This window comes from Candidatus Accumulibacter similis (assembly GCA_013347225.1).
Classification (GTDB): domain Bacteria; phylum Pseudomonadota; class Gammaproteobacteria; order Burkholderiales; family Rhodocyclaceae; genus Accumulibacter; species Accumulibacter similis.
In genome coordinates this window covers 1,912,339-1,937,787 of record CP054595.1, presented here as the reverse complement: position 1 = coordinate 1,937,787, position 25,449 = coordinate 1,912,339, and the positions used below count along the sequence as shown (strand labels likewise).

The following is a 25,449-nucleotide window of genomic DNA, read 5'->3' as shown; positions in this document are numbered from 1 at the left end:
CGGAGGGAGGCCACCGATGAACCACCGGCTGAGTTTTTCCGTGATCGCGCCGCTCCTGTGCTCCTTCGCCGTCGCCAGACCGCTGCCCGATGATCCGCTCGAACGCCGCTGCTGGCTGCAGTTCACCGCCGACCGGACGGCCGTCAGCCTGTTCGCCGACTCGACGCCGGTCACGTTCTCCAACCTGCGCGATGGTTTCGAGGTCCGCAGCCCGCTGTGGGTAGAATTCGGCATCCGCGGCATGGGCGTCATGCCCGCCGGCAACAAGCGCGAGAAGACGGGCCATCACCACTTGCTGATCGACACCCCGCTGCCCGCCTCTGTTGCCGAACCGATTCCCTTCTCAGACAAGCACCGGCACTTTGGCAAGGGACAGACCGCAGTCGCACTCGAGCTGTCGCCCGGCCAGCACAGTCTGCGACTGCTGTTTGCCGATCACGAACATCGGCCGTATTACGTCTTCAGCCGCAAGATCAACATCATGGTAACCGGTGGCCGAAAGGTCTTGCCGAAGCCGAAGATCGACCCGGCACGCTTTGCCGACACTTGCCAGGCGTGGTACCAGGACGAGGTCACGACACCACCAGAGGCCGACAGACTCGTCTACGTGAAGAATCTCCGTGACGGCGAGACGGTCGTCAGCCCGTTCCTGCTCAAACTGGGTGTAGTCGGCCTTGGCGTCGCAGCAGAGAAGTCAGCGATCCCCGATACCGGATTCTTCCAGATCGACGTCAGGCAGAATCGTGCGCCACTGCGCAACCTCCGTCTGAGCGACGGCCAGACCGAGGCGGTCCTGGATCTGGACGCAGGGGATTACGAGGTGGACCTCAGCTTCCTGGCCAGCAACGGTAAGCCGCTGCTGCGCAGTCAGTTGCAGGTGACCGTCGCCAGGCGCCAGATGGTGGCCCGCCAGTGAGGGACGAATGCTCGCCAGGACCGGGGCACGGAGATGAACGAAGCCGGGCACCGCTTCTCCAGATCTGCCCGGACAGCGGCTGCGGCGCTCCGTCGGCGATGCCCCCGGGAAGCACGCCCCGGACTGGCGACAGGCGCGGCCGGCACGGCGATGGTAAGATTCGCGGCACCGATTGCGAACCCGTGAACGGTGACGGACTTGTGCCGTCCCGCCCGGACACGTCAGCCGGCTCCTGCAGAAGACAGCGCTGCAGGCGGGATCGCCGGCAGAGGTGCGTTTGAACCGGGCTGGAACCTTGTGAGATGAAGATAGCCTTTCCCCACACCGCCGTATCGCTGATCTGCGTGCTCCTCGTCGCCACGGCTGGCTGCAATCGCGAGCCCGAGGGCAGCACCCCAACGCCACCACCGGCCATCAGCGTCGAGGAGCCGCCAACGGCGGCAGCCCCGCTGGCCGCAGCCGCAGCTCGTGGTGACTTGGGAGCGATCAGGGCACAGCTCGAGGCAGGTGCCGAGATCGACGACAGCGACGCTCTGGGCAGGACAGCCCTGCACATGGCGGCCTTCTACGGCCGCACGAAAGCCAGCGAACTGCTGCTCGCCAAGGGTGCGAATATCGAAGCCCGCGACCGCATCGGCATGACACCGCTGCATGCAGCGGTCGTCGCCGGCGGCAGACTCGAAGTTGAACTGTTGCTGTCCAGAAAGGCTGACGCCAATGCGCGCACCGAGACCGGTCAGACGCCGCTCCACCTGGCGGCGGCAACCGGCCAACCCAGGGTCGCGCGCCTGCTGATCGACAGCGGCGCGGACACGAAGAGCAAGGACAGGAGCGGCAACACGCCGCTGTTCTACGCCTCGCGGAACAAGCACCCGATCACCGCGGAAGTGCTCCGGCAGCAGCAATCGGCAAAGGATTGACCGGGGGCCGAACAGCCGGCGCTGGCGACAAGACTCGCCGCACAGCCAAGCGGCACAGCACGGCCCGTCCGCCGCCAACTCTCATCACCCGCGGACGCTCGACCCCACTCGGCGTGCAGCAGCAGCCACGCGCACCGTCCATCGCGGCACGCTGACGTCGGCTTGCCTGCACGGCTTGGCCGACAACCCCCGGCGCGCCGACGCTGCAGGCCGCGAACTGCCCCTGCGCCCTCGCGTCCGTCCGCCGGACAAGGGTGACGTGTCCCGTCGTCCGCCTGCGCCGCCTGCCTGCTGGCGTGCTCGTGACGACTTCTTCGCAACGAGTCAGGACTTCTTGATCGCTTCGTCGCGCAACTCGCGGCGCAGGATCTTGCCGACGTTGGTCTTTGGCAGCTCGCTGCGAAACTCGACCTGACCCGGAACCTTGTAGCCGGTGAGATGCTCGCGGCAATGGGCGATCAGCACCTCCGCGGTCAGCGCCGGATCCTTCTTGACCACGAAGACCTTCACCACCTCGCCGGACTTCTCATGCGGCACCCCGACTGCGGCCACCTCAAGTACTCCAGGGTGCAGCGCCACCACGTCCTCGACCTCGTTTGGGTAAACATTGAATCCGGAGACAAGAATCATGTCCTTCTTGCGGTCAACAATGCGCACGAAGCCTTTTTCGTCCATCACGGCGATGTCACCGGTGAGGAGGAAGCCGTCCGGCATGATCACCTTCGCGGTTTCTTCCGGACGGTTGTAGTAGCCCTTCATCACCTGCGGCCCACGGATGCACAGTTCGCCACGCTCGCCGAGTGGCACGTCCATGCCCGCATCGTTGCGAATGGCCACCTCGGTCGACGAGATGGGAACACCAATGGCACCGGTGTACGCCGGCATGTCGAGTGGATTGATCGTTGCTGCCGGGGAGGTTTCGGTGAGCCCGTAAGCCTCGATCAGCGGCTTGCCGGTAACCTGCTTCCATCGTTCCGCCACCGCCTTCTGCACCGCCATGCCACCGCCGAGAGTGACTTTGAGGTGGCCGAAGTCGAGCGCGCAAAAGGCATCGTTGTTCAGCAGCGCATTGAACAGCGTGTTGACACCAGTAATGACGGTAAAGGGATGCTTGGCGAGTTCGCCGACAAAGCCGGGAATGTCGCGCGGGTTGGCAATCAGCAGGTTGCTGGCGCCGATCTTGAAAAAGGTGAAGCAGTTTGCCGTCAGAGCAAAGATGTGATAAAGGGGCAGTGCCGTAACGACCATGTGCTGTTCGTCGCCAAGCGCCGGCTTGATCCAGGCGTGCGCCTGCGCCAGGTTCGCCAGGATGTTTCGATGCATCAGCATCGCCCCTTTCGAAACGCCCGTGGTGCCCCCCGTATATTGCAGGAAGGCCAGATCCTCCTGCTGCACGGTAACCGATTTCAGTTCGGCGGACGCGCCCTTGCCGAGTGACGTACGAAAATTCACTGCCCGCGTCAGCGTCCAGGCGGGGACCATCTTCTTGACATACTTGACGACGAAGTTGACGACGGCCCCCTTGGGGAAGGGCAACATGTCACCGAGACGAGCGACGACGATGTGCTTCAGTGGCGTCCGGGCCACCACCTGCTCCAGCGTCACGGCGAAGTTCTCGAGAATGACGATCACCTCGGCGCCTGAGTCCTTCAACTGGTGTTCGAGTTCGCGCGGCGTATACAGCGGGTTGACATTGACCACGACGTAGCCAGCGCGCAGCGCGCCGAAGATGCAGATCGGATACTGCAGGACATTCGGCATCATCAGCGCGACGCGCGCGCCCTGGGGCAGCTTGAGAACCGACTGCAGATAGGCGGCAAAATCCCGCGACAGCTTGTCGAGTTCGCCGTAGGTCATCTGTGCACCCATGCTGATGTAGGCGACGCGATCGCGGTACTGGCCGACGCTCTTCTCGAACAACTCGCCAAGCGACTGGAACTCGCTCAGGTCCACCTCGGCCGGCACACCCTTCTGATAGCTCTGCAGCCAGATCTTTTCCACTGTTCTCCTCCTTTGATTATCGCTTCTGTATTGGGACTGCCGCCATGCCGGCCACCAGATGTCCTGCCACTCCTGCCTGCCTGCCAGACACGAGCGCCCCGATGAACGCAGCCGCGGACAATTCTAAAGGATTTTGAGGTGGCGGCGCTGCCTGCGTCCCGGTCATCGGCTGCCGCGGCGGACCGGCGACGGATCCGTTGACGGCGCGCCTGGTCAGCGTCAATTGCCGATACGCACGAGCCCGCCGGCATCCGCCGCGAGCGGCAGCCCGTTCAGCGTTCGAGGTGCTGCAACTTGTCCGGCTTGTTGTTCCACTCGTCGGCATCCGGCAAGGCTTCCCGACGCTCGGCAATGACCGGCCAGACTTGCGACAGTTCGGCATTCAGCGCAATGAACCCGCGCTGCGCCTGCGGCACATCGTCTTCGGCGAAGATCGCCTCAGCCGGACACTCCGGGACGCACAAGGTGCAATCGATGCACTCCTCGGGATCGATCACCAGGAAGTTCGGCCCTTCATGAAAGCAGTCAACCGGACAAACGTCGACGCAATCCGTGAATTTGCACTTGATACAGTTCTCGGTAACAACGTACGCCATGGTCGCGCTTCTGGAGATATGAGACGATGGGGACTATAGCGTAATTGCAGCCGTCGGGGCAGATGCACGGCTTCCCTTGACGAGATTTTTTCGCTAGCATTGCCAAGCTCGCCGACCGGAGTCGAGTTCTCTCCCAGGGCAGCCCTGCCGCCGCTCCCCCAAGCTCCCGATCCAAGATCCCGCAAGAGGCTTTCAATGAACGAACACATCCATCATGTCACGGACGACAGCTTCACTGCCGACGTGTTGCAGTCGACAGAACCGGTTCTGGTTGATTACTGGGCAGAATGGTGCGGCCCGTGCAAGATGATTGCGCCGCTGCTCGACGACATCGCCACCGACTATGCGGGCCGCCTGAAAGTCGTCAAGCTGAACATCGATGACAATCAGAAGACACCGGCCAGCTATGGCATCCGCGGCATCCCGACGCTGATGCTGTTCAAGAACGGCAACGTCGAGGCGACGAAAGTGGGCGCTCTGTCGCGCGCGCAGTTGGTCACGTTCATTGACAGCAACCTCTGAAGCCGCTACCCTCGCGGCCTGAAGGATCCGGGGGCAGACACGAGTCTCCCGCTCAGAGCCCCCCGCCCAACCCAGGGCCTTCAGGACTTCTCCTTTTTCAAGCAATCCCAGCCGCCCTCTCTCGGCCTCTTGCGCATATCTCGGGTTGATCTGCGTGCGAGCGGCCGCTCGGTCATTCCCTCCTCTCTCGTCAGCACATGCAACTATCCGAACTCAAAGCACTACATGTCAGCCAACTGCTCGAGATGGCGGTCAACAACAGCATCGAGGGCGCCAACCGCTTGCGCAAGCACGAGTTGATCTTTGCTCTGCTGAAGAACCAGGCCCGCAAGGGCGAAAGCATCTTTGGCGACGGCACGCTCGAAACCCTTTCCGACGGTTTCGGCTTCCTCCGCTCGCCGGACACCTCGTACCTCGCCAGTACGGACGACATCTACGTCAGCCCGAGCCAGATCAGGCGCTTCAATCTGCACACCGGCGACACCATCGAAGGGGAGATTCGCACGCCGAAGGAAGGTGAGCGTTACTTCGCCCTGGTCAAGGTCGACCGAATCAATGGCGAAGCGCCGGAGGCGTCGAAGAACAAGATTCTCTTCGAGAACCTGACGCCACTGCATCCGGCCGAGCACCTTGAGCTGGAGCGTGACATGCGCGGCGAGGAGAACGTCACCAGCCGCATCATCGACATCATTGCGCCGATCGGCAAGGGGCAGCGGGGCCTGCTGGTGGCCAGCCCGAAGAGCGGCAAGACGGTGATGATGCAGCACATTGCGCACGCCATCACCAGCAATCACCCGGATGTCACGCTGATCGTCCTGTTGATCGACGAACGCCCCGAAGAGGTCACCGAAATGACCCGCTCGGTGCGCGGGGAGGTCGTCGCGTCGACCTTCGACGAGCCGGCAACGCGCCATGTACAGGTTGCCGAGATGGTCATCGAGAAGGCCAAGCGTCTGGTCGAACACAAGCGCGACGTCGTCATCCTGCTGGATTCGATCACCCGTCTGGCGCGCGCCTACAATACCGTCCAGCCGGCCTCCGGCAAGGTCCTGACCGGTGGTGTCGACGCCAATGCGCTGCAGAAGCCCAAGCGATTCTTCGGCGCCGCGCGCAACATCGAGGAAGGCGGCTCGCTGACGATCATCGCCACGGCGCTGATCGATACCGGCAGCCGCATGGACGACGTGATCTACGAGGAGTTCAAGGGCACGGGCAACATGGAAATCCATCTCGACCGGCGAATGGCGGAGAAGCGTGTCTATCCGGCCATCAACGTCAATCGATCGGGAACGCGCCGCGAAGAGCTGCTGCTGAAGCCGGACGTGCTGCAGAAGATGTGGATCCTGCGCAAACTGCTCTACAACATGGATGATCTCGAAGCGATGGAGTTCCTGCTCGACAAGATCAAGGCAACCCGAAGCAACGCCGAGTTCTTTGACTCGATGCGCCGCTGACCATCTGCCACAGCGGACAGCGGCGGGATTCTCCTCTGCCGTACAGGGGTGATGCACCGCAGCGTCCGGATGTGCAGTTGCGCAGAGTTGCAGCAGCAGATTGCAGATCGGGGAAAAATCGCTGATAATCCCGCCTCTCGGAGAACCCCGACCTCCCGGGCAGCGTCCATTCGTGATGACCCGCCAGTTCCAACGTACCGGAAGAACAACAGATGAAAGACAAGATCCACCCTGCATACAACGAGATCACGGTGACCTGCTCCTGCGGCAACGTCTTCACCACCCGATCGACGATGAAAAAGGCACTGCACGTCGAGGTCTGTTCGGCCTGCCATCCCTTCTATACCGGCAAGCAGAAGATCATCGATACTGCGGGTCGGGTCGAGAAGTTCAATCAGAAGTACGGCGCCATGCGCAAGACGGCCTAGGTCGAACGGCGGGGTCGACCAGTAAGGCAGCCCCCCGGCTGCCTTTTTCGTTTCCGCCAGGCGCACGCCTTCGGCCATAGCTCCCAGATGCTGGAACATGCGAAGCCGGCTCGTTTCCGGGGCCTCACCCTGCCGCCAAGCGGCTGGAGCCTCGCCCTCCTGCTCGCCCTTTACGTCCTGCCTGGCCTGATCGGCCACGACCCGTGGAAGAACGACGACGCCGTGACCATCGGCGTCGTACACGAGATGTTGTCGAGCGGCAACTGGCTGACACCGGGACTCGCCGGCCGTCCGTATCCTGACGCTCCCCTGTACTACTGGCTGGCAGCGAGCAGCGGCTACCTGTCATCCTGGCTGCTGCCGCTGCATGATGGCGCCCGCCTCGCCAGCGGCGTGTGCACCCTGCTGGCGCTTGCCTTCATTCTGCTCGCAGCCCGCGAACTGCACGGCCGCGGCGAGGCCCCAGCAGCGCCGCTGCTGCTGGCCGGCAGTATCGGCTTCCTCTTCCATGCGCACGAGGCGCAACCGATGCTGGCGACGCTGGCAGCGCATGCGGCCGCCTACTGGGGGCTGACACAGCTCGATCGGCGGCCACGCCGTGGCGCCATCGTCTTCGCCACGGCCCTCGGCCTCGGCCTGCTGACCAACGGCCTGGCGGCAATGCTGCCCCTGCTGCCGGTCGCAGCCCTCGTCGCCTGGCGCGCCGAGAACCGGCAACATGCAGTGATCCTGCTGGCGGCCTCCCTGCTGCTGGCCACCCTTCCTGCCGCCGCCTGGCTCCTTGCCCTGTCACTCCGCGACCCGGCATATCTGGCTGCCTTCGGTCTCGCGGAGTTGAGCCAGCTCGGCGGCACGGCGCAACCCTGGTCACGGCTGCTGCGCCTCCTGCTCATGTTGCCCTGGTACGCATGGCCGGCTTTCCCGCTCGCCGCCTGGGCTCTGTGGGCAAGACGTCGGCACCTGCGCAGGACACCCCTTGCTCTGCCGATCTTCGCCCTGCTGTTCGCCCTGCCGACGATCAGCTTCTGGCTGGATGGCCGCAGCGCATCGGCGCTGCTGCTGCTACCGCCGCTGGTGCTGCTGGCAGTGCCGGGAGTCAGCTCGCTTCGACGCGGCGCCGCCAACGCGTTCGACTGGTTCGGCATGATCACCTTCAGTATCCTGGCGCTGCTCGCCTGGCTCGGCTGGTGCGCCATCGTCTTCGGCTGGCCGGCAAGCCTGGGCCGGCAGTCGCTGCGGCTGGCGCCGGGTTTCATCGCCCACTTCAGTCTCATCGCTGCCGGCTTCGCACTGCTGGCGACAGCCGCGTGGTGCTGGCTGATCGTCACCACGGCCCGCTCCCCGATGCGCGGCATCATGCACTGGATGGCCGGCCTGACGCTCTTCTGGCTGCTGGTGGCAGCGCTCTGGATGCCATGGATCGACCACATCAAGACCTATCGACAACCGGCCGCGTCACTCGCCAGAAACCTGCCAACGAGCTACGGGTGTATCGCGAGCGTCAACGTGGGGGATCCCGTGCTCGCCTCGCTCGACTACTTCGAGGGGATACGCACGCTGCCGGCGGCATCGCCTGCCGCCAGAAACTGCGAGCTGCGCCTGACGCATGGTTCGCCCCGGGACGGCGGCCTGACGACGGGAAGCGGCTGGCGCAAGATATGGCAGGGCGGGCGTCCAACCGATCGCCGCGAGAGCGAGAAGTTGCAGCTCTACCTGCGCGGCAGCAACCGGGCCGCCGCAGGCGCCTCCTGATGCGGCACGAGGCAACCGCGATCTCCTTTGGTTACGACCGGATGAAATGCTCGCGGTAGTACTGCAGTTCGCCAATTGATTCACGGATGTCGGCCAGCGCAGTGTGATCGGCCTTCTTGACAAAACCCCTGGCGAGATCCGGTTTCCAGCGTCGGCAAAGCTCCTTCAGCGTGCTGACGTCGAGGTTGCGATAGTGGAACCATGCCTCCAGCTGCGGCATGTAGCGCAACATGAAGCGCCGATCCTGGCCCACCGAGTTGCCGCACATCGGACTCGCCCCCTGCGCCACGTGCGCGCGCAGAAAATCCAGCGCGGCCGCCTCGACCGCCGCCTCGTCAAGCAACGACGCCCTGACCCGCTCGATCAACCCCGAACGACCGTGCGTCTTGCGGTTCCACTCGTCCATCGCGCCGAGACAGGCGTCGCTCTGGTGCACCGCCCACACCGGCGACTCGGCAATCGTCACCAGTTGATCGTCGGTCAGGACCATCGCCAGCTCGATGATGCGGTCCCGCTCGGGCTCGAGCCCGGTCATCTCCATGTCCAGCCAGACGAGGCGATTTTCGGCCTGTGCCATATAATCCCACCTGAACCGCGAAAGCGCCATTGTGTCACAATCGCATGCCAAACGCCTTGTCCCTTTCCTTCATCGCCGCCCTGCTGCTGGTGTGTGGCTGCCGACTCTGGCTGGCGCGACGCCAGGCTGCCTGCGTCATGGCACACCGTGCGGCGGTCCCCGCCGGCTTTGCCGGTCGGATCGGACTGCCGGCGCATCAAAAGGCCGCCGACTACACTTTGGCGCGTGGCCGCTTCGGCCGGGTCTGCCTGGTCGTCGAGGTTTGCCTCGTGCTGCTGCTCACTTTCGGCGGCGGCCTGCAAGCGATCCACGACTTCTGGTCAGCACGCCTCGACGGCTTGGCCTATGGCGTTGCCCTGATCTTCAGCGTTGTCCTGATCTCGGCCTTGGCGGACCTGCCGCTGACGCTCTACCGGCAGTTCGTCATCGAAGAACGCTTTGGCTTCAACCGGATGACGGCGACCCTCTTTCTCGCCGACCTGGCCAGACAGGCCGCGCTCGCACTGGTCATCGGCACCCCCGCGCTCCTCGCGGTGCTCTGGCTGATGGAACGGATGGGGCAGTGGTGGTGGTTCCACGTCTGGCTGTTCTGGTGCGCATTCAATCTCTTTCTGCTGTTTGTGTACCCGACCTGGATTGCGCCTCTGTTCAACAGGTTCTCGCCCCTCGACGACACCCGTCTCCGGACGCGCATCGAGGCACTTCTCGCGCGTTGCGGCTTCGCCAGTTCCGGGCTCTTCGTCATGGACGGCTCGAAGCGATCCAGCCACGGCAACGCCTACTTCACCGGTTTTGGCCGCAGCAAGCGGATCGTCTTTTTCGACACCCTGCTCAACCGTCTGCAACCGGGCGAGGTCGAAGCCGTGCTGGCACACGAACTCGGACATTACCGGCACCGCCATGTGGCCAAGCGGATGATCATGCTGTTTGCCGTCTCGCTCGCCATGCTTGCCGTTCTCGGCCAACTGATCGACGCCGAATGGTTCTTTCGCGGGCTTGGCCTGCGCGACGAGAACACGGCCCTGGGACTGCTGCTCTTCTTTCTCGTCGGCCCGGTCTTCACTTTCCTGCTGACACCCTTGCTCAGCCTGCTGTCACGCCGCGACGAGTACGAGGCCGATCGCTTCGCCGCGGCCAACGCGTCGGCCAGCGAGCTGGTCGCGGCACTGGTGAAGCTCTACGAAGACAATGCGGCCACCTTGACCCCGGACCCGTTACACTCGCTCTTCTATGACTCACATCCACCCGCTGCGCTGCGCATCGCGCGCCTGCAGCGAACATGAACACGACCGGCGAAGAGGAGACGGTGTGAAATCAGGCGAACAGGATCTCGCAGCGGAACACTGCCACCCGCTGCGCGGCAGGCAACACGCAATCGACCCGCCGCAGGCGGCGGCGTTGCTCGACCAGCTTCCGGGCTGGCAGATTGACGCGACGGGCGTTCTGCGAAAGGAGTTCGGCTTCAGCAGCTACACCGCCGCAGTCCTTTTCGTCAATGTGGTCGCCGGACTGGCGGAGCGCGAGAACCACCACCCCGACCTTGAGGTCGGCTATGGCCGCGTCATCGTCCGCTACAGCACGCACGACGTCGGCGGGCTGTCGCGCAATGATTTCGTCTGCGCGGCCAAGGTCGAGGCGCTGGCAAGAATTTGACGGTAAGCGGAACGGTTGTCGCCGCCCACGGGCGACAGTATCGCGTCGAGCTGGCCGATGGAACAACCGTGCTCTGCGTGCCGCGTGGCAAGAAGAGCGAGCTGGTCTGCGGCGACGGCGTATTGATCGAGCAGCTCGACTCGGAACAGGGAGTGATCGAGTCGCTCACACCGAGACAAAGCCTGCTCTATAGATCGGACCCGGGCCGCGAGAAACTCATCGCGGCGAACGTGACGCAGATCGTCATCGTCGTCGCGACCGACCCGCCATTCTCGGACGAGTTGATCACCCGTTGCATCGTCGCCGCCGAAAGCCAAGGCATCGCCGTCCTGATCGTCCTCAACAAGTGCGATCTCGCAGACCGCCTGGCGGCAGCGGCAGCCATCCTCGCGCCGTACGAGAGACTCGGCTACCGTGTGCTCAGGCTTGCGGCACGCCACGATGCCAGCCCACTGGCGGCGCACCTGTCGCATCACCTCAGCCTGCTGATCGGGCAATCCGGCATGGGCAAGTCAACGCTGATCAATGCCCTGATCCCAGCAGCCCGCGCCCGCACCAGAGAGATTTCACACGCACTGCACGGCGGCAAGCACACGACGACGCACGCACGCCTCTACCGCCCCAGCCCACAAGCGGCACTCATCGACTCGCCCGGACTGACCGCTTTCGGGCTGCACCACCTGTCGGCCAGCGAGATCGCCGAAGCCTTCGTCGAGCTGCGCCCGCTGCTCGGCAGTTGCCGCTTCCGGAACTGCCGCCACGACCGTGAACCCGATTGCAGCGTACAGGCCGCACTGTCGCGCGGGGAAATCGACCCTCGCCGCTTCGCCGCCTTTCGCACACTCTGTACCGACATCGACTGACCCGCCACAAGGAAGCCTTCGCATGAGCGACATCATGATCCGCCGCCGCCACGGCAAGAGCCTCACCGAGGCACGCGCCTCGGCCGAGCACATGGCGGCCGAGTTGAAAGACGAATTCGACCTCAACTATTCGTGGAGCGGTGACGTCATGCGCTTCAAGCGGCCCGGTGTCGCGGGAGATCTGGCGGTCGACGAGCGCGAGGTCACCCTCAACATCCGCCTGGGATTCCTGCTCTTTGCCCTCAAACCGACGATCGAGCGCGAGATTCACCGCTTCTTCGACGAGAACTTCCCCGCCTGAAGCAGCGCTGAAACTGCTCGCGCGGGCAGTGGCTCAGCCTGCCCGCAACTGCTCGACCAGCGCGATGTACTGTTGCATCGCATCTTCGCCCGTCGTGCCCTTCAGCGCCGCCCAGGCATCGAACTTGGCACGACCGACCATGTCGGTGAAGCCCGGGCGCCTGCCGGTGACGTCACCCTCGCTGGCCTGCTTGTAGAGCGCATACAGCTTCAACAGGGTGGCGTTGCCGGGACGCTCGGGCAGCTTCTTGGAACTGGCCACGGCGGCCTCGAACTGGGCTGTCAGGTCACTCACGCTGGGTTCTCCGGTTGATGATCGGTTGCAACGGCTTGCTATTATATGGCTTCGAATTTTTCCCTGGGGCCCCTGCAATGACCGCGCGCGAAAGAGTCTCCAGCGTCGACACGGCCTGGCTGCGAATGGATCGTCCGGAGAACCTGATGCAGATCCTGGGCATCATCGTCTGCAGTGGCCGCATCAATGACGAGCGACTGAAGCGGACGGTTGCCGGGCGCCTGCTGCGCTACCGGCGCTTTCGCCAGATCATCACCGAAGACGCCGATGGCCCGTGCTGGGTTGACGATGCGGACTTTGCGATCGAAGCACATGTTCGCCGTTCGCTCTTGCCGCCGCCCGGCGGCAAACATGAACTGCAGACTTTCGTCGCCGAGATGGCGAGCACGCCGCTCAACCCGGCACGGCCACGCTGGGAGTTCAACGTCGTGGACACGGCTGACGGCAACTCGACCATCGTCATCCGCATCCACCACGCCATCGCCGACGGAATCGCCCTCATCGGCGTCATCGACTCGCTGACCGACGACCGGGCCGACGCACCGACGAACGGTGGGCAGCCGGCGACCGTGCCAGCCGAACGGCCGGCGCGCCGGCAACGCGACGCCAGCGGCGACAGCGGCAGCGGTTTCTGGCGCGCGGTGATCGATCCACTCGCCGATGTGGCGCAGGCTTCGCTGAGTCTCGGTGGCAATCTCTGGGGCCAATACCAGGGGCTGCGCCGTGATCCGGCCAGTCTGCTCGACTACGCCAGTGTTGTCCGGGCCGTTGCCGAGGAGATTGGCAGGCTCGCCCTGATGCCCGATGACACACATACCCGTTTCAAGGGAAAGGCGGGCACCGTCAAGCGCGTCGCCTGGTCTGAACCGCTGCCGCTGGCGGAGATCAAGGCCGTCGGACAGGCGCTTTCGTGCTCGGTCAATGACCTGCTGCTCGCCTCGGTCGCCGGCGCCATGCGCAGCTATCTGGTGAACAAGGGTGATGCCGTGGAAGGGGTCGAGATTCGCGCCATGGTGCCGGTCAACCTGCGGCAACCGGGTGACAGCGAGGAACTTGGCAACCACTTCGGTCTGGTCGCGCTCGAGTTGCCGCTTGCCAGCGACAACCCGCTCGCGCGCCTCTACGCAACGCGCGCCAGAATGGCGGCATTGAAGTCGTCGTATCAGGCGATGCTGACCTTTGCCCTGCTTGGCGCCGCCGGCATGGCTCCGAGGTTCGTCGAGGAGCAGATGCTCAAACTGCTGACCAGCAAGACGACGGCGGTGATGACCAATGTACCGGGGTCACCCGCGGCGCGCTTCCTCGCCGGCTGCAGGATCGAGCAGCAACTGGCATGGGTGCCGCAGGCCGGCGACATCGGCATCGGCGTCAGCATCCTGTCGTACCATGGCTGCGTGCGGTTCGGCCTCATCAGCGACCGGAACATGGTCGACGATCCGCAGCGAATCACCGAACAGTTCGGCCGCGAATTCGAGAAGCTCCTGTGGCTGGCACTGCTCGAGACCCCGGATCGCCTGGCCGACCCTCTGCTCGTGGCGCACGATGTGCTCACCCTGAGCAGCATGAGCCGCGGTCACGAATCTGCCTGAGCCAACCGCGGACGTTGTGCATGGGTCGGCTGCGCCAGTCTGTGGCGTTGCTCGCCCGCTCGTGGCCCCGCTTTGCCTGGCGCGGACGGGGCGCACCGCCGGTGGCCAACAGGTTGCACACGACCCCGCCGACTCCCGCACCGACCGACTCGATCCGTCGCGTCGCTCGCTTGCGCCTCCAATCCTGGCCGCAGCGCAACGATCACCCGGTAGAACGACTCAGTCGGCGAGTTCAGCCTTCGCAGCCTCGACGTCGAGCCGCTCCATGGCGTCCAGGGGCACGCACGTTGCCGCTTCCTCGTACAGCCGCTCGGCCTCCTTCATCTTCGTCTTGCCGAACATGAGGAGCAGCGCGTTGGCGTACTCGATGCGGGTGATCGCCGAGTCGGGGTTGAGTTTCATCGCCGTCTCGAGGAGTTCCTTGCCCACGTCCTTTCTTACACCGTAGGTAATGCCACCGACCAACGCTCCAACCTTGTCGATCACTTCGGCGTGATAGGCACCCAGAGCAATATGCGCGTCGGCGTGCGCCGGCTGCAGGGTGAGAGCCTGCGTCAGGCTGTGCTTGATCTTGCCACCCAGCCCCTGCGCCAGTGCCTTGACGACCGAGATGCTCTGGCTGTAGCGACCCAGGGCGAAGGCATGCAGATACCAGGCGTTGGCATCGTCCGGCGTCTTCTCCTGCTGCTCCTCGCAACGCTGCGCCACCTCGTTCAGCAGACTGAGCTTGCGCTCGTCATCGGTCTCGAGGTAGCTGGCATAGATCGTCGCTGCCTTGTTGGCAACGTTGTAACCGGCGATGCCGCAGTCCAGTCCGGCAGCGACCGCCTGTTCGAAATCACCGGCGTGATAGCTGCGCCATGCATCCTGCAGCTTCGCATCGGCGGGAAAAGGTTCGCAGTCGCCGCGATGCAGGCGTGCCCAGTTCTTCTGCAGGGCAGCGCCGGCATGGCCGTACGCCTTGTCGGGATAGGGAAACTTGTTCCAGGCCATGGCATCCTCCTCGATAGGTTGGGAAAGCTCTCTTGTCACCGGCACCCTCTCAGGGCGCCAGGTATTCCTTGGACAGCCGGTCGAGCAGGCCCTTCGATTCGCCGACCAGAAATGGTGACAGCATCGCCATCACCTGATAGACGCCGCGTCCAATACGACCGCTTTCGAGCTTGCCACGTGGATCACAGGCATACTCGTAGGACAGCCAATAGGTGGCGATGACCGTCATGTTCGTTGCCAGCGCCCGCAACTCATCGCTGCTGGCACGCATGGCGCCCGCCAGAACCAGACCCTCGCAGAGGGTCGTCGCGGTCCGCACCTTGTGCGCGAGGATCTGTCGGAAATGGATTTCCAGCAGACGATTGCGCGTCAGCAGGTCATTCAGGTCGCGGTAGAAGAAGCGGTACTTCCAGATCTGCTCGAAAAGCAGATGCAGGAACAGCCAGATGTCTTCCACGTCTGCAGGCCGTCGGGTTGGCGCGGCGAGCGTGTCCTCGATCTCCCGCTCGAAGACGGCAAAGATCGACTCCAGGATTTCATCCTTGTTGTGAAAATGATAGTAGAGGTTGCCCGGGCTGATGTTCATTTCGTCCGCAATGACCGTCGTCGTCACGTTCGGCTCGCCAAAATCGTTGAACAGCCGCAGGCTCGTTTCAATGATGCGCTCGCGCGTACGCCGCTTCGGTTTCCTGTCCATCAGCTCTCCGTGATGATCTGTCGGCAGAAAGCAGAATAGCACCCTGCGGGGCGCCGGTGAATCCTCGTCGGCATCAACACGCACGCGCGCTGGGTCAATGCGGGCAGATCAGGCCTGCTGCATCCGCAACCAGCGTTCGAGGTCCAGCAGCGAGGCGTCCAGTGCACTCGCGCTCGTCGCCAGGTCGGGACGGCGCTTGCGCGGCAGTAGCGACCGGCTGTGATCCTTGAGTACCCCGAGATTGAGCTCGATGCCGTGTCTGGCAAGAATTGGCCGCAACTCGTGCCGCCGCCGGTAGAGATCGCTGCGCGTCCGCTGATAGGCGTGCTCGCAGAGCCGGCTGCGCCCACGATAGCTGAAGACGTTGGTGAAGAACATGTCGGCGTCGTCGCGGGTCGGTTCGAACAGGACGACGTCCCGCCCCTTGAATTCGTGCCGATAGCGATCCATTCCGGTGCGCATCCGCGAATGGATGATGGCGCGGAAGGTCTGCGACAGGACCACCGGCAAACCGCCGTCGACCAGGTGCTCCGGGGCATGCGGCAGATTCCCGTGCAACGGTCGCTGTGCCGCCAGGCGCGAGTCGAACGGTACCAGCGGGTTGATGCAGATCAGCAGTTCGGCGCCGGCCTGCAGTGCCACCGAAGCGTGCAGGGTCTTGATCAGGGCGCCATCGACGAAATAGCGGTCGCCGATGCGCACCGGTGGAAACAGGCCCGGCAGCGCGGCGCTCGCCTGGACCGCGACCGAAATCGGCACGTCAGCGTATGCGGGCGAGCCAAAGGCGACCGACTCACCAGTGTCAAGGTCGGTCGCGACGATGAACAGGCGGTGCTTCAGTTGCCGGAAGTCGTTTGTGCGGCCACCGCTGGAGAAGAGCCGGCGGAGCAGTTGATCGATGCCGGCGCTGTTGAAGACCCCGGCGGGAATCGCATGACTCAGGCTCTGGAAGGCCTCGATCAGGCGCAGATGCCAGGGATCCGACAGGTACTGGCGAAGCGAGGACCAGAACAGGACCGGCACTGCCAAGGCACGCCGCACGTACTCGCCAAAGGCCGGTCGCAGCAGCATCTCGGGATCGAAGACCTCGTCCGCGTCGTTCTCGACCAGCATCCGTGCCAACTTGTCAGGCCCGAGCCCGTTGGCAACCGCGGCCGAGATGAAGGCTCCCGAACTGACACCGACGTAGATTCCGAAGGCGGTGAAGTCGACGCCGTCGAGCGCTTCCGCCAGAGCCGCCATGGCGCCGACCTCGTAGATGCCCCCAACCGGGCCACCACCGGCAAGCGCCAAGCCGATCGTCGGATGCGTCGTCGCAGCGTTCATCAAGGTCGTCCTTTCACGATGGGGAAGCGGGCGGTGGCAGCCGCTCGCCCGCAGGTTTGTGGGCAACGCTCTCGTCGGCGCCCGCACCGACGACAGACAGCCGCGGCAACACGGCAACCGCCTCGCGTGCGAGGTGGCCCGCGCCATCGGCCGTCGGTCCGACCGGACTCAGGAAGATGGCTGCGGGGCCTGCTGGCCCCGCACGCAGCGGCTTACTCGCCTGTCTGCGGAAGCGTATTAAGCACGTCAGCCGGCGTCACCGGCGGCATCGCCTTGACGGCAGCCGGCCTGGCAGCGGCACGCCGGACCGCCGGCCGCGCCGTAGCCGGCTTGTTCGCAGGAGCCTTCTCCGCAGGCTCGGCGCCAGTGCTGGCGGCCTCCTGCGTCGCCGGTTTGGCGGCTCTCGCAGCCGCCTTCGGCGGCGCCTTCCCTTCGGTCAGCGCCTGTACGGCTGCACTCAGCTCAACGACGCGTCGCGAGAGACGTTCGATATCCTGCTTGCTCGGAACACCGAGGCTGCCCAGCGCGCGCGCAACCCGGTCCTCGAAGACCTGCTCCAGCCGGTCCCAAGTACCAGCAGCCTTGCCGGCCACCTGCGCGATCCGCTCATCAGTCATCTTCCGTGTCCTCGACTGGATGCTCTCGCCTTCCTTGACCAGCGCCTCAAACACCTTGCCGCCTTCTTCCTGCGCCTTGGCAAAGGCGCCAAGCCCGGCCAGCCAGATCTGCTGCGCCGACTCCTTGACGGTCGACGCCAGTTGGTTCTCGCCCACGCCACCAGCCAGTTCCTTGAGTTTCCTGCCCATTTCGGTCTCCTTAAAGACGATAATCAAAAGGTCAACAAGTTTTTTGCTTGCCCTGGAAAGAGAGTCTAGTGACAATATCTAGAGGACGCACACTAAAGGCCTGCACAGTCTCCTCCAACCAGGAACGCAGGACAGGCACGCAACATGATTACAGGCTACCAACATGGGGAGGATGGGATGATCTACTTTGTCACCGGCGCCACCGGTTTCATCGGCAAGAGGCTGGTCGCCAAGTTGCTTGCGCGTCCCGAGGCCACGGTCTACTTTTTGACGCGAGCCGTCGAGCAGCCCCGCCTGCAGGAATGGTACGACTACTGGGGCTGCGACGAATGCCGGGCCATCCCGGTTGTCGGCGACCTGACTCAGCCCGAACTGGGCGTCGCCAAGGCCGATGTGCGCAAGCTGAAGGGCCGCGTTGACCACTTCTTCCACCTGGCCGCAATCTACGATCTCAAGGCGAGCGCCGAAGACCAGCAGCGAGCCAATGTCGACGGCACGCGCAACACCGTCAGGCTGGCCGAGGAACTCGAGGCCAGGCACTTTCACCTGGTCAGCTCGATTGCCTCCGCGGGACTCTTCGAGGGACTCTTTCGCGAGGACATGTTCGAAGAGGCGGAGAACCTCGAGAATCCGTACTTCCGGACCAAGCATGATTCCGAGGGTATCGTGCGCCAGGAGTGCAAGGTCCCCTGGCGCATCTTCCGGCCGGCCATCGTCGTCGGTGATTCGCGCACCGGCGAAATGGACAAGATCGACGGTCCCTACTACTTCTTCAAGCTGATCCAGAAGATGCGCCGGATGTTTCCGTCCTGGATGCCGACGATCGGCATCGAGGGCGGACGCATCAATGTCGTGCCGGTCGACTTCGTCGTCGCCGCGATGGACCACATTGCGCACCTCGAGAACGAGGATGGCCAATGCTTCCATCTCACGGACCCGACGCCGATGCGCGTCGGCGACCTCCTCAACACCTTCGCCCGCGCCGCCCATGCGCCGGAAATGGCGATGCGCATCAATGCCGCGCTGCTCGGCTTCATCCCGCGCTCGATGCGCAAGGCGATGTTCGCGCTGACCCCGGTGCGGCGGATCCGCACCGCGGTGATGAAGGATCTGGGGCTGCCCGACGACATTCTCGACTTCGTCAACTACCCGACGCGTTTCGACTGCCGCGAGACACAGCGCGCGCTCAAGGGTAGCGGCATAGCGGTGCCACCGCTCGACAGCTACGCCTGGCGCCTGTGGGACTACTGGGAGCGCCATCTCGACCCTGACCTGTTCGTCGATCGGACGCTGCGCGGGCAGGTCGAAGGCAAGGTGGTGCTGGTGACCGGCGGCTCGTCGGGAATCGGCAAGGCGACGATCCGCAAGATGGCCGAAGCGGGCGCGATCGCCGTCACCATCGCCCGCGACGCGAAAGCGCTCGATGAAGTCCGCAAGGAGTTCGAGGATGCCGGGCTGCGCCTGATCACGCACGCGGTCGACGTCGCCGACCCGCAGCAGTGCGAGGCATTCGTCAAGTTCATGAACGAGGAGCATGGCGGCATCGACATCCTGGTCAACAATGCCGGCCGATCGATCCGCCGCGGCATCGAGAACTCCTTCGACCGCTTCCACGACTTTGAGCGGACGATGGAGGTCAACTACTTCGGCGCCTTGCGGCTGACCATGGGTTTCCTGCCGGCGATGATCGCCAAGCGCAGGGGCCACGTGATCAACATCTCGTCGATCGGCGTCCTCACCAACGCGCCGCGCTTCTCCGCCTACGTCGCCTCGAAGGCAGCGATGGACGCCTGGGCGCGCTGCGCGGCGTCGGAGTTTGCCGATCGAGGCATCGAGTTCACCACCATCAACATGCCGCTGGTGAAGACGCCGATGATCGCCCCGACCAAACTCTACGACCAGGTGCCGACGCTGACACCGGACGAGGCCGCCGACATGGTCGTCGAGGCGATCATCCACAAGCCGGTCCGCATTGCCACGCGGCTGGGCATCTTCGGCGCCCTGCTGCACTCGCTGCTGCCGAAAGTGGCACAGGTCGTCATGAACACCAGCTTCCGCATGTTCCCCGACTCCAGCGCCGCCGCGCACAAGCCGAATGAGCCGGCGCCACAGACAGCGGATCAGGTCGCCTTCTCGCAGATCATGCGCGGTATCCATTTCTGAACAGCGGCGGGCGAAAATCGTCCTGGCGCAACGCCGCGGGCATGGGCGGTCCGCCGGACGATCGCTGCCCGGCGCCGGCAGAGCGATCTGCCGGCGCGTTGCGCCTCTGTTCTTGCCACCACCCCACGCCCGTTCTGCGACACCGATAATCATGACAACGCCGACGACGAACCCCGGGCCAGAGCCCAACCCCCGTCAGCTCCTGAAGGAACTGCAGGAACGCTTCGCGGTCTTCCGCGATTGCCAGCCGCTGGCAATCGGCATCGACAAGCAGCTCCAGGCGCGTGTGCCGGGCCTCGATCGCAAGACGCTGCGCGTCGCCCTGGCGATGCACACGCACGCGCTGCGCTATCTGAAGACGATGTCGGGAGCCACGGACCGCTTCGATCTCGATGGACAGCCGAGCGGCGAGGTCACCGAGGCGCACCGCAGCCATGCCGCGGAGATGGTGAAGGAACGGCGGCGCAAACAGGCGGACGAGCGCAAGCTGCAACGGGAAGCGGAGGAGCAGGCCCGGCGGACCAGCGAAAAACTCGGCCGTCTGGTCGACAAGTTCGGCCGCAAGCCTTAGCCACGCTGTGGCGGGCTCGCGGTCTCACCGCAACGCCCCCTGGCGCCGGCGGCGCGAGGCGCGACACGGCAAGCTTCGGCACATCAGTGCGGCAGGAAATCATGGATCACTTGCTGAAGGACAGTACGACGCTCGAGCTCTACGCCTGGCTTGACGACGATGCCGAACTGCCGGGCTGGGACATCCTGGTCGGCAATCCGTTTGGCCGGTCGTTGCCGGAAGACCAGTTCACGACGGTCCAGAACTACTTCGCCGAGTACCACCTGGAGTACTTCCGGCAACGCCTGTACCGCCAGTTCCCGAGCCGCCTGCACGCCCTGCTGCTCTTCGCCACCCGCATCGACGCCGAAACCTTTCGCCACAAGCACCCGGCCCGCGTCTTCGGCAAGGCACTGGTGCGCGCGCGCAGCCGGGGAGCCTACCTCTGCTCGTTCCACGACGCGAGCTGGCTCGACTACCTGCGGCTGCCGCACAGCCTCAGCCTGTCGGCTCTCGACGAGATCGCCAACCATTACTGGCGCGGAGCCTTGGTCGAAGAGGTCGGACTGACCTTCCTCAATGAGCGCTGGCGCGAACCGCCGGTCATCGAGGCCCTCTTCCAGGGCACGCTCGAGGCCGCCACCGGCAACACGGAGAGTGGCTGGCTGCCGGGTTTTGCCTGAAACGGCAGCCAGCGATCCGCCGTCACTGCGGGCCCGCTCGGGGCATGCGACCACCTGCCGTCTGCGCGCATACCCGTGAGAACAGATGGCTTCGGCCACGTTGCCGTAAGGTCGCAGAGAGCGAGCAACGCAACAGCCCTCTCCTACGGTGCATGGAAGGCGGCAACTTCATCCAGCCCTTCGTCAGCACCGACGATGGCATCGTCCCCGTCGGCACGCTGGTCCTCGAGTGCACTGTTGGCGGCTGAGGCTACGTGCAGGTGGAGCTCCCTGCCGCGGAATCTTCGCGCTGTCGCTTGCGCACCCTGCTGCAGCGAAAGGGCGGGCGCAGGGTCAACCAAGCCGCAGCACGCGTCTTCCACCCTCTGCCAAGAGCGTGATTTATTTGGCTGGATTCGTGCGCACCACGAGTTATCATTGGCGGCCTCTGGATCCGCGAACCGCAGCTGCAATCCCGCTCCAGCCGATATCCGGTCGCCACGGATGTGCCATCGACGCCATAGGGGAACCGCCTCCGATGATGCCCACCACAGTGCAGGTGCTGCCTCAGGGCCAGCCGCCGCAGGTCCTGGAGCCGGCACGACCAAAGATCAGCATCGTTTCGACCCTGTACCGTTCCCGCCCGTTCCTCGAGGACTTCCTCGCCGGCTGCCTCGAGGCTCTGCACCGGCTCGCCATCAGCGACTTCGAGATCGTCCTGGTCAACGACGGCTCCCCTGACGATTCGCTCGACTATGTGCTGGCACGCCGTCACGATGTGCCGGAGCTGGTAGTGGTGGACCTGTCACGCAATTTTGGCCACCACCATGCCATGCAGGCAGGACTGAGGCACGCCCGTGGCGATTTGGTCTTCCTGATCGACTGCGATCTCGAGGTCTCGCCGCTGAGCCTGTGTTCGTTCCACGACAAGCTGCACGAAACCGGCTGCGACATGGTCTTCGGCTATCAGGAGAAAAGGAAGGGGGGCTGGTTCGAGCAGATCAGCGGTGGCCTCTTCTGGAAAGGCTTCAACCTGCTGAGCGAAACCAGGATTCCCGAGAACATCGTCACCGAGCGCCTGATGAAACGCCGTTTCGTCGACGCACTGCTGCAGCTGGGCGATCACAATCTGTTCCTCGGCGGGATGATGAGCTGGACCGGCTTCCAGCAGATCGGCCTCGCAGTGGCCAAGAGCCAGCGCGCCGGGGCGAGCACCTACACGCTCTTCAAACGCGTCAACCTGATGATCAACGCCGTCAGTTCTTTCTCGGCGCAACCCTTGGTCTGGCTGTTCAACTTTGGCGGCCTGGTCACCTTGGCCAGCTTTTCTTACGCCATCTACCTCGTGATCAGAAAGCTGCTGTTTGGCGATTCCCTGCTCGGCTTCACCTCGGTCATGGGGCTGATTGCGCTCAGCCTGGGAATTCTGACGATGGCCATCGGGCTCGTTGGCATCTATCTGGGCAAGGTCTTCACCCAAGTCCAGAACCGGCCGACCTATATCGTGAAGGACGTTCACCGCTGAGCATCCGCTGCCGGCGGACCGCCTCGCATGCGCAAGACCCCCTTGGCAACGACCGGCGGCCCTGGACGCACCGTTTGATCACACAGCGAAAGGAAGATCGATGACGTCGGAACAGAACACACGCTATTTCTCGCGGCGGGAGCTCGAATCGATGCGCTTCCGCCACCTTGGACGAGACGTCCTCATCAGCCGCACCACGCGCATCTACGAACCGGAATACGTCGCCATCGCTGATCACTCGATCGTCGATGATTTCTGCGTCCTGTCCGGCAACCTGCAGATCGGCCGCAACGTCCACATCGCCCACGGATGTCGCGTGACCGCCGGCCGCGAAGGCGTGCTCATGGACGATTTCTCGGGACTCGCCTTCGGCGTGACGATCTTCGCGCAGTCGGACGACTACACGGGAGAGGCACTGACCAACCCGACCGTACCCATGCCATACCGAAAGATCACCAGGGCCAGCGTCGAGCTGGACCGGCACGTCATCATTGGTGCCGGCAGCGTCGTCTTTCCGGGGGTGATCTTCGGGGAGGGGTCCTCGGTCGGCGCCTGCAGCATGGTGACGAAGTCCACCGATGCGTGTGCCGTCTACGTGGGAGCACCAGCGAAGAAGATGAGGGAGCGGAGCCGCCGCATGCTGCAACTGGAGAACGAGTACCTCCGGCAAGCCGGCGGCGACGCTCCTGTTCCGGCCGCATCGGTCGCGCTGCAAGCCGCATGAGTATTCATCCCTCCCGCTCTGACGGCGCCGGCGGGCCGCGCTGCAGCGGCGCTGTGCTGCGCTGCAGTTGGTCGCCGGCAAGCGACGGACAGCCGCGCCTGCGGCGCCGGGCGCTCGCACCCAGAGGCGCAGGAAGGTATCGGCGAGTGGAGGAATCCAGAACATGACATCCCGCAGCCTCGCCATCCTCCAGTCCAACTACCTGCCCTGGAAGGGCTACTTCGACATCATCCACGATGTCGACCTGTTCGTCTTCTACGATGATCTGCAGTACACCAAGAATGACTGGCGCAACCGCAACCGCATCAAGACCGGCAACGGAGCCGAATGGATCAGCATCCCGGCAGGAGAGGACAGCAACCGGCTGGTCTGCGAGGTTACGATCGCCAACCCGCTCTGGCAGACGAAACACTGGAAGACCCTGCAGCAGAACTATGGCAGATCCCCGCACTTCAGCCGTTACGCACCGTTCTTCCAGGAGTTCTATCTCGGTCGCGAGTGGAAGAGTCTCTCGCAACTCAACCACTACCTGATCCGCGAGATTGCGCGCGAATTCCTCGGGATCACGACCGAGTTCAGGGACTCGCGCGAGTACGCTGCCAAGGGTCACAAGCTCGAGCGACTTCTCGACCTGGTGCGGATGACCGGAGCCGATCGCTATGTCTCGGGACCGGCCGCAAAGAGCTACGTCGATCCGCACCGATTCTCCCAGATCGGCGTCGAGCTGGTATGGAAGGACTACTCGGGCTATCCGGAATATCCGCAGCGCTACCCGCCCTTCGAGCATCGCGTATCGATCGTTGACCTGCTGTTCAACGTTGGCCCGGAAGCGCCCTGGTACATCTGGGGCTGGCGTGGCGACCCGCGCAACCCGGCAGCACCGACGCCGGCCTGAGGAGCGGGCAACGCACGATGAAACCGAAATTGCTGCATGTCCTTGGTGGCGGGCCGTGGCAGTTGCCGACGGTACGTCTCGCCAAGGCGCTTGGGCACCGGGTGCTGGTCAGCGACATGTATCGCGAGCGACCGGCCTACGCCTGGGCGGACGAGCACGAGGTGGTCGATATCACCGACTGCGAAGGAACGCTGAAACTTGCCTCGCGCTGCCGCATCGATGGCATCATCTGCGACACCACCGACGTCGGCGTCGCGACCGCCGCCTTCGTCGCCGAGCGGCTCGGGTTGCCGGGAATCGGCTACGAAACCGCGCGCAACTTCACCGACAAGGGACGCATGCGTCGGCTGACCGACGCCGCCGGCATGGTGGTTCCGCGTTACCGCCTGCTGTCGTCGGCCGCCGGTCTGGCGGCGGCAGCAGCAGACATCGCCTACCCGTTGATCGTCAAGCCGGTGGACAGCCAGTCGGGACGAGGCGTCAGCAGACTGGCGACGGCCGAGGCACTGCCGGCAGCCTTTCGCCTGGCGCAGGCCTGCTCGCGTTCGGGCGAGGTGCTGATCGAAAGCTGCGTCGAAGGCAGCGAGATCATTGTCGACGGCTTTGTCGTTGCCGACAACATTGAGATCCTGGGAATCGCCCGGAAGGTGCCGTTTTCAGATTCGCTCACCGTCTCGTCACGGATCCATTATCCGGGAGCGCTGCCAAGGGCCGAGTTCGAGCGCATCCGGGCAGCGGTCTGCGCCACCCTGTCGGCACTCGGCCTCGCGGACGGCGTGTTCCACGCCGAGTTCATGCTCAGCGGCGAGCACGTGGTGCCGATCGACATCGCGGCACGTGGCGGTGGCGTCATGATCTACACCCACGTGCTGCCACACATCTCGGGGGTCAACGTGAACCGGGCGATGATCGAATGGGCACTCGGTGAGCCGGTCCGCATCAGACCGCTGGCGGTTCCACGAGCCGCCAATGTCGAGTTCTTCAGCATGCCGCGGGGCACGATCGCGGAAATCAGCGGGGCTGAGGCCGCTGCCGCGGTTCCCGGTGTCGCCGCAATCCATTTCAACCTGCAGGCCGGTGATGAAGTCGGTCCGCTCGAGCACAAGGATCGCCGCCCCGGCTATGTGGTCAGCCTCGCCGACGACCCCGACGAGGTCATCGAGATCGCCATGCGCGCCATTTCCCTGCTGCGGGTACGCATGGCTGGCGACACCGGATTCACCAGCATCGGCTGATTGACTG

General features: G+C 64.2%; 26 protein-coding genes. 18 read left to right on the top strand and 8 right to left on the bottom strand.

Features of this window, described 5'->3' with window-relative positions; translation table 11 throughout:
* Window positions 1–16 precede the first annotated feature (16 nt).
* Window positions 17–916, top strand: a complete 900-nt coding sequence (locus HT579_08970; protein QKS29024.1) for a DUF4399 domain-containing protein — start codon at window positions 17–19, stop codon at window positions 914–916.
* 302 nt (window positions 917–1,218) lie between these two features.
* Window positions 1,219–1,836, top strand: a complete 618-nt coding sequence (locus tag HT579_08965; GenBank protein ID QKS29023.1) for an ankyrin repeat domain-containing protein — start codon at window positions 1,219–1,221, stop codon at window positions 1,834–1,836.
* Between the two features lie 324 nt (window positions 1,837–2,160).
* Here HT579_08965 and fadD read toward each other — a convergent pair whose 3' ends face one another.
* Both fadD and HT579_08955 read right to left on the bottom strand, forming a co-directional pair.
* Complete coding sequence (gene fadD / locus HT579_08960) at window positions 2,161–3,837, bottom strand: long-chain-fatty-acid--CoA ligase FadD (GenBank protein QKS29022.1); 1,677 nt, start codon at window positions 3,835–3,837, stop codon at window positions 2,161–2,163.
* A gap of 272 nt (window positions 3,838–4,109) precedes the next feature.
* Window positions 4,110–4,433, bottom strand: coding sequence for a ferredoxin family protein (locus tag HT579_08955; GenBank protein ID QKS29021.1), 324 nt, complete (start codon window positions 4,431–4,433; stop codon window positions 4,110–4,112).
* A gap of 195 nt (window positions 4,434–4,628) precedes the next feature.
* Here HT579_08955 and trxA point away from each other — a divergent pair, with 195 nt between their 5' ends.
* The 4 genes from trxA to HT579_08935 all read left to right on the top strand — a co-directional run bounded on the left by trxA (window position 4,629) and on the right by HT579_08935 (window position 8,589).
* Window positions 4,629–4,955: a thioredoxin TrxA gene (gene trxA / locus HT579_08950; GenBank protein ID QKS29020.1), complete on the top strand. Its 327-nt coding sequence runs from the start codon at window positions 4,629–4,631 to the stop codon at window positions 4,953–4,955.
* A gap of 197 nt (window positions 4,956–5,152) precedes the next feature.
* A complete protein-coding gene (gene rho / locus HT579_08945; protein QKS29019.1) occupies window positions 5,153–6,409 on the top strand; it encodes a transcription termination factor Rho in 1,257 nt (418 codons plus the stop codon).
* A 212-nt stretch (window positions 6,410–6,621) separates the two neighbouring features.
* Window positions 6,622–6,837, top strand: coding sequence for a 50S ribosomal protein L31 (rpmE, locus tag HT579_08940; GenBank protein QKS29018.1), 216 nt, complete (start codon window positions 6,622–6,624; stop codon window positions 6,835–6,837).
* An 87-nt stretch (window positions 6,838–6,924) separates the two neighbouring features.
* Window positions 6,925–8,589 (top strand): glycosyltransferase family 39 protein, encoded by a 1,665-nt coding sequence (locus HT579_08935; protein ID QKS29017.1) that lies wholly within the window; start codon window positions 6,925–6,927, stop codon window positions 8,587–8,589.
* 31 nt (window positions 8,590–8,620) lie between these two features.
* Here the strand turns inward: HT579_08935 and orn are convergent, their stop codons facing one another.
* On the bottom strand, window positions 8,621–9,166 hold the full coding sequence (orn, locus tag HT579_08930; protein ID QKS29016.1) for an oligoribonuclease: 546 nt from the start codon (window positions 9,164–9,166) through the stop codon (window positions 8,621–8,623).
* 44 nt (window positions 9,167–9,210) lie between these two features.
* Between orn and HT579_08925 the strand changes: the two genes are divergently transcribed.
* Genes HT579_08925 through HT579_08910 form a run of 4 tightly spaced genes read left to right on the top strand, consistent with a single transcriptional unit; the run spans window position 9,211 to window position 11,983 of the window.
* Window positions 9,211–10,449 (top strand): M48 family metallopeptidase, encoded by a 1,239-nt coding sequence (locus HT579_08925; GenBank protein ID QKS29015.1) that lies wholly within the window; start codon window positions 9,211–9,213, stop codon window positions 10,447–10,449.
* Complete coding sequence (locus HT579_08920) at window positions 10,397–10,819, top strand: 4a-hydroxytetrahydrobiopterin dehydratase (GenBank protein QKS29014.1); 423 nt, start codon at window positions 10,397–10,399, stop codon at window positions 10,817–10,819. Before HT579_08925 ends, HT579_08920 begins: the two co-directional genes overlap by 53 nt.
* Window positions 10,816–11,682: a ribosome small subunit-dependent GTPase A gene (rsgA, locus tag HT579_08915; protein ID QKS29013.1), complete on the top strand. Its 867-nt coding sequence runs from the start codon at window positions 10,816–10,818 to the stop codon at window positions 11,680–11,682. Before HT579_08920 ends, rsgA begins: the two co-directional genes overlap by 4 nt.
* 22 nt (window positions 11,683–11,704) lie before the next feature.
* Window positions 11,705–11,983: a polyhydroxyalkanoic acid system family protein gene (locus tag HT579_08910; GenBank protein ID QKS29012.1), complete on the top strand. Its 279-nt coding sequence runs from the start codon at window positions 11,705–11,707 to the stop codon at window positions 11,981–11,983.
* Window positions 11,984–12,016: 33 nt separating this feature from the next.
* On the opposite strand, the gene HT579_08905 is transcribed toward HT579_08910, so the two are convergent.
* Complete coding sequence (locus tag HT579_08905) at window positions 12,017–12,277, bottom strand: acyl-CoA-binding protein (GenBank protein ID QKS29011.1); 261 nt, start codon at window positions 12,275–12,277, stop codon at window positions 12,017–12,019.
* A 17-nt stretch (window positions 12,278–12,294) separates the two neighbouring features.
* On the opposite strand from HT579_08905, the gene HT579_08900 reads away from it, so the two are divergent.
* Entirely contained in the window at window positions 12,295–13,866 is a 1,572-nt protein-coding gene (locus HT579_08900; GenBank protein QKS29010.1) for a wax ester/triacylglycerol synthase family O-acyltransferase, read from the top strand.
* Between the two features lie 219 nt (window positions 13,867–14,085).
* Here HT579_08900 and HT579_08895 read toward each other — a convergent pair whose 3' ends face one another.
* The 4 genes from HT579_08895 to HT579_08880 form a co-directional block, all read right to left on the bottom strand.
* The gene (locus HT579_08895; GenBank protein ID QKS29009.1) at window positions 14,086–14,859 is read right to left on the bottom strand and encodes a hypothetical protein; all 774 of its coding nucleotides are present in this window, start codon (window positions 14,857–14,859) and stop codon (window positions 14,086–14,088) included.
* A 49-nt stretch (window positions 14,860–14,908) separates the two neighbouring features.
* On the bottom strand, window positions 14,909–15,556 hold the full coding sequence (locus HT579_08890) for a TetR family transcriptional regulator (protein ID QKS29008.1): 648 nt from the start codon (window positions 15,554–15,556) through the stop codon (window positions 14,909–14,911).
* A 108-nt stretch (window positions 15,557–15,664) separates the two neighbouring features.
* Window positions 15,665–16,882, bottom strand: a complete 1,218-nt coding sequence (locus tag HT579_08885) for a patatin-like phospholipase family protein (protein ID QKS29007.1) — start codon at window positions 16,880–16,882, stop codon at window positions 15,665–15,667.
* Window positions 16,883–17,094: 212 nt separating this feature from the next.
* Window positions 17,095–17,688: a phasin family protein gene (locus HT579_08880; GenBank protein ID QKS29006.1), complete on the bottom strand. Its 594-nt coding sequence runs from the start codon at window positions 17,686–17,688 to the stop codon at window positions 17,095–17,097.
* Between the two features lie 177 nt (window positions 17,689–17,865).
* Between HT579_08880 and HT579_08875 the strand changes: the two genes are divergently transcribed.
* From HT579_08875 to HT579_08845, 7 genes are all read left to right on the top strand, one after another.
* Window positions 17,866–19,851, top strand: coding sequence for an SDR family oxidoreductase (locus HT579_08875; protein ID QKS29005.1), 1,986 nt, complete (start codon window positions 17,866–17,868; stop codon window positions 19,849–19,851).
* 151 nt (window positions 19,852–20,002) lie between these two features.
* The gene (locus HT579_08870; protein ID QKS29004.1) at window positions 20,003–20,422 is read left to right on the top strand and encodes a ProQ/FinO family protein; all 420 of its coding nucleotides are present in this window, start codon (window positions 20,003–20,005) and stop codon (window positions 20,420–20,422) included.
* A gap of 101 nt (window positions 20,423–20,523) precedes the next feature.
* Window positions 20,524–21,084 (top strand): hypothetical protein, encoded by a 561-nt coding sequence (locus HT579_08865; GenBank protein QKS29003.1) that lies wholly within the window; start codon window positions 20,524–20,526, stop codon window positions 21,082–21,084.
* Window positions 21,085–21,604: 520 nt separating this feature from the next.
* On the top strand, window positions 21,605–22,588 hold the full coding sequence (locus HT579_08860; protein QKS31582.1) for a glycosyltransferase family 2 protein: 984 nt from the start codon (window positions 21,605–21,607) through the stop codon (window positions 22,586–22,588).
* Window positions 22,589–22,688: 100 nt separating this feature from the next.
* Complete coding sequence (locus HT579_08855; GenBank protein ID QKS29002.1) at window positions 22,689–23,312, top strand: acyltransferase; 624 nt, start codon at window positions 22,689–22,691, stop codon at window positions 23,310–23,312.
* Window positions 23,313–23,475: 163 nt separating this feature from the next.
* Window positions 23,476–24,207, top strand: coding sequence for a WbqC family protein (locus HT579_08850; GenBank protein QKS29001.1), 732 nt, complete (start codon window positions 23,476–23,478; stop codon window positions 24,205–24,207).
* Window positions 24,208–24,224: 17 nt separating this feature from the next.
* The gene (locus HT579_08845) at window positions 24,225–25,442 is read left to right on the top strand and encodes an ATP-grasp domain-containing protein (GenBank protein QKS29000.1); all 1,218 of its coding nucleotides are present in this window, start codon (window positions 24,225–24,227) and stop codon (window positions 25,440–25,442) included.
* Window positions 25,443–25,449: the final 7 nt, after the last annotated feature.

Coding starts and splice junctions, on each gene's coding strand:
- HT579_08970 (QKS29024.1), top strand. CDS start 17: ATGAACCACCGGCTGAGTTTTTCCGTGATCGCGCCGCTCCTGTGCTCC.
- HT579_08965 (QKS29023.1), top strand. CDS start 1,219: ATGAAGATAGCCTTTCCCCACACCGCCGTATCGCTGATCTGCGTGCTC.
- HT579_08955 (QKS29021.1), bottom strand. CDS start 4,433: ATGGCGTACGTTGTTACCGAGAACTGTATCAAGTGCAAATTCACGGAT.
- trxA (QKS29020.1), top strand. CDS start 4,629: ATGAACGAACACATCCATCATGTCACGGACGACAGCTTCACTGCCGAC.
- rho (QKS29019.1), top strand. CDS start 5,153: ATGCAACTATCCGAACTCAAAGCACTACATGTCAGCCAACTGCTCGAG.
- rpmE (QKS29018.1), top strand. CDS start 6,622: ATGAAAGACAAGATCCACCCTGCATACAACGAGATCACGGTGACCTGC.
- HT579_08935 (QKS29017.1), top strand. CDS start 6,925: ATGCTGGAACATGCGAAGCCGGCTCGTTTCCGGGGCCTCACCCTGCCG.
- orn (QKS29016.1), bottom strand. CDS start 9,166: ATGGCACAGGCCGAAAATCGCCTCGTCTGGCTGGACATGGAGATGACC.
- HT579_08925 (QKS29015.1), top strand. CDS start 9,211: ATGCCAAACGCCTTGTCCCTTTCCTTCATCGCCGCCCTGCTGCTGGTG.
- HT579_08920 (QKS29014.1), top strand. CDS start 10,397: ATGACTCACATCCACCCGCTGCGCTGCGCATCGCGCGCCTGCAGCGAA.
- HT579_08910 (QKS29012.1), top strand. CDS start 11,705: ATGAGCGACATCATGATCCGCCGCCGCCACGGCAAGAGCCTCACCGAG.
- HT579_08900 (QKS29010.1), top strand. CDS start 12,295: ATGATCGGTTGCAACGGCTTGCTATTATATGGCTTCGAATTTTTCCCT.
- HT579_08895 (QKS29009.1), bottom strand. CDS start 14,859: ATGGCCTGGAACAAGTTTCCCTATCCCGACAAGGCGTACGGCCATGCC.
- HT579_08890 (QKS29008.1), bottom strand. CDS start 15,556: ATGGACAGGAAACCGAAGCGGCGTACGCGCGAGCGCATCATTGAAACG.
- HT579_08885 (QKS29007.1), bottom strand. CDS start 16,882: ATGAACGCTGCGACGACGCATCCGACGATCGGCTTGGCGCTTGCCGGT.
- HT579_08880 (QKS29006.1), bottom strand. CDS start 17,688: ATGGGCAGGAAACTCAAGGAACTGGCTGGTGGCGTGGGCGAGAACCAA.
- HT579_08875 (QKS29005.1), top strand. CDS start 17,866: ATGATCTACTTTGTCACCGGCGCCACCGGTTTCATCGGCAAGAGGCTG.
- HT579_08870 (QKS29004.1), top strand. CDS start 20,003: ATGACAACGCCGACGACGAACCCCGGGCCAGAGCCCAACCCCCGTCAG.
- HT579_08865 (QKS29003.1), top strand. CDS start 20,524: ATGGATCACTTGCTGAAGGACAGTACGACGCTCGAGCTCTACGCCTGG.
- HT579_08860 (QKS31582.1), top strand. CDS start 21,605: ATGCCCACCACAGTGCAGGTGCTGCCTCAGGGCCAGCCGCCGCAGGTC.
- HT579_08855 (QKS29002.1), top strand. CDS start 22,689: ATGACGTCGGAACAGAACACACGCTATTTCTCGCGGCGGGAGCTCGAA.
- HT579_08850 (QKS29001.1), top strand. CDS start 23,476: ATGACATCCCGCAGCCTCGCCATCCTCCAGTCCAACTACCTGCCCTGG.
- HT579_08845 (QKS29000.1), top strand. CDS start 24,225: ATGAAACCGAAATTGCTGCATGTCCTTGGTGGCGGGCCGTGGCAGTTG.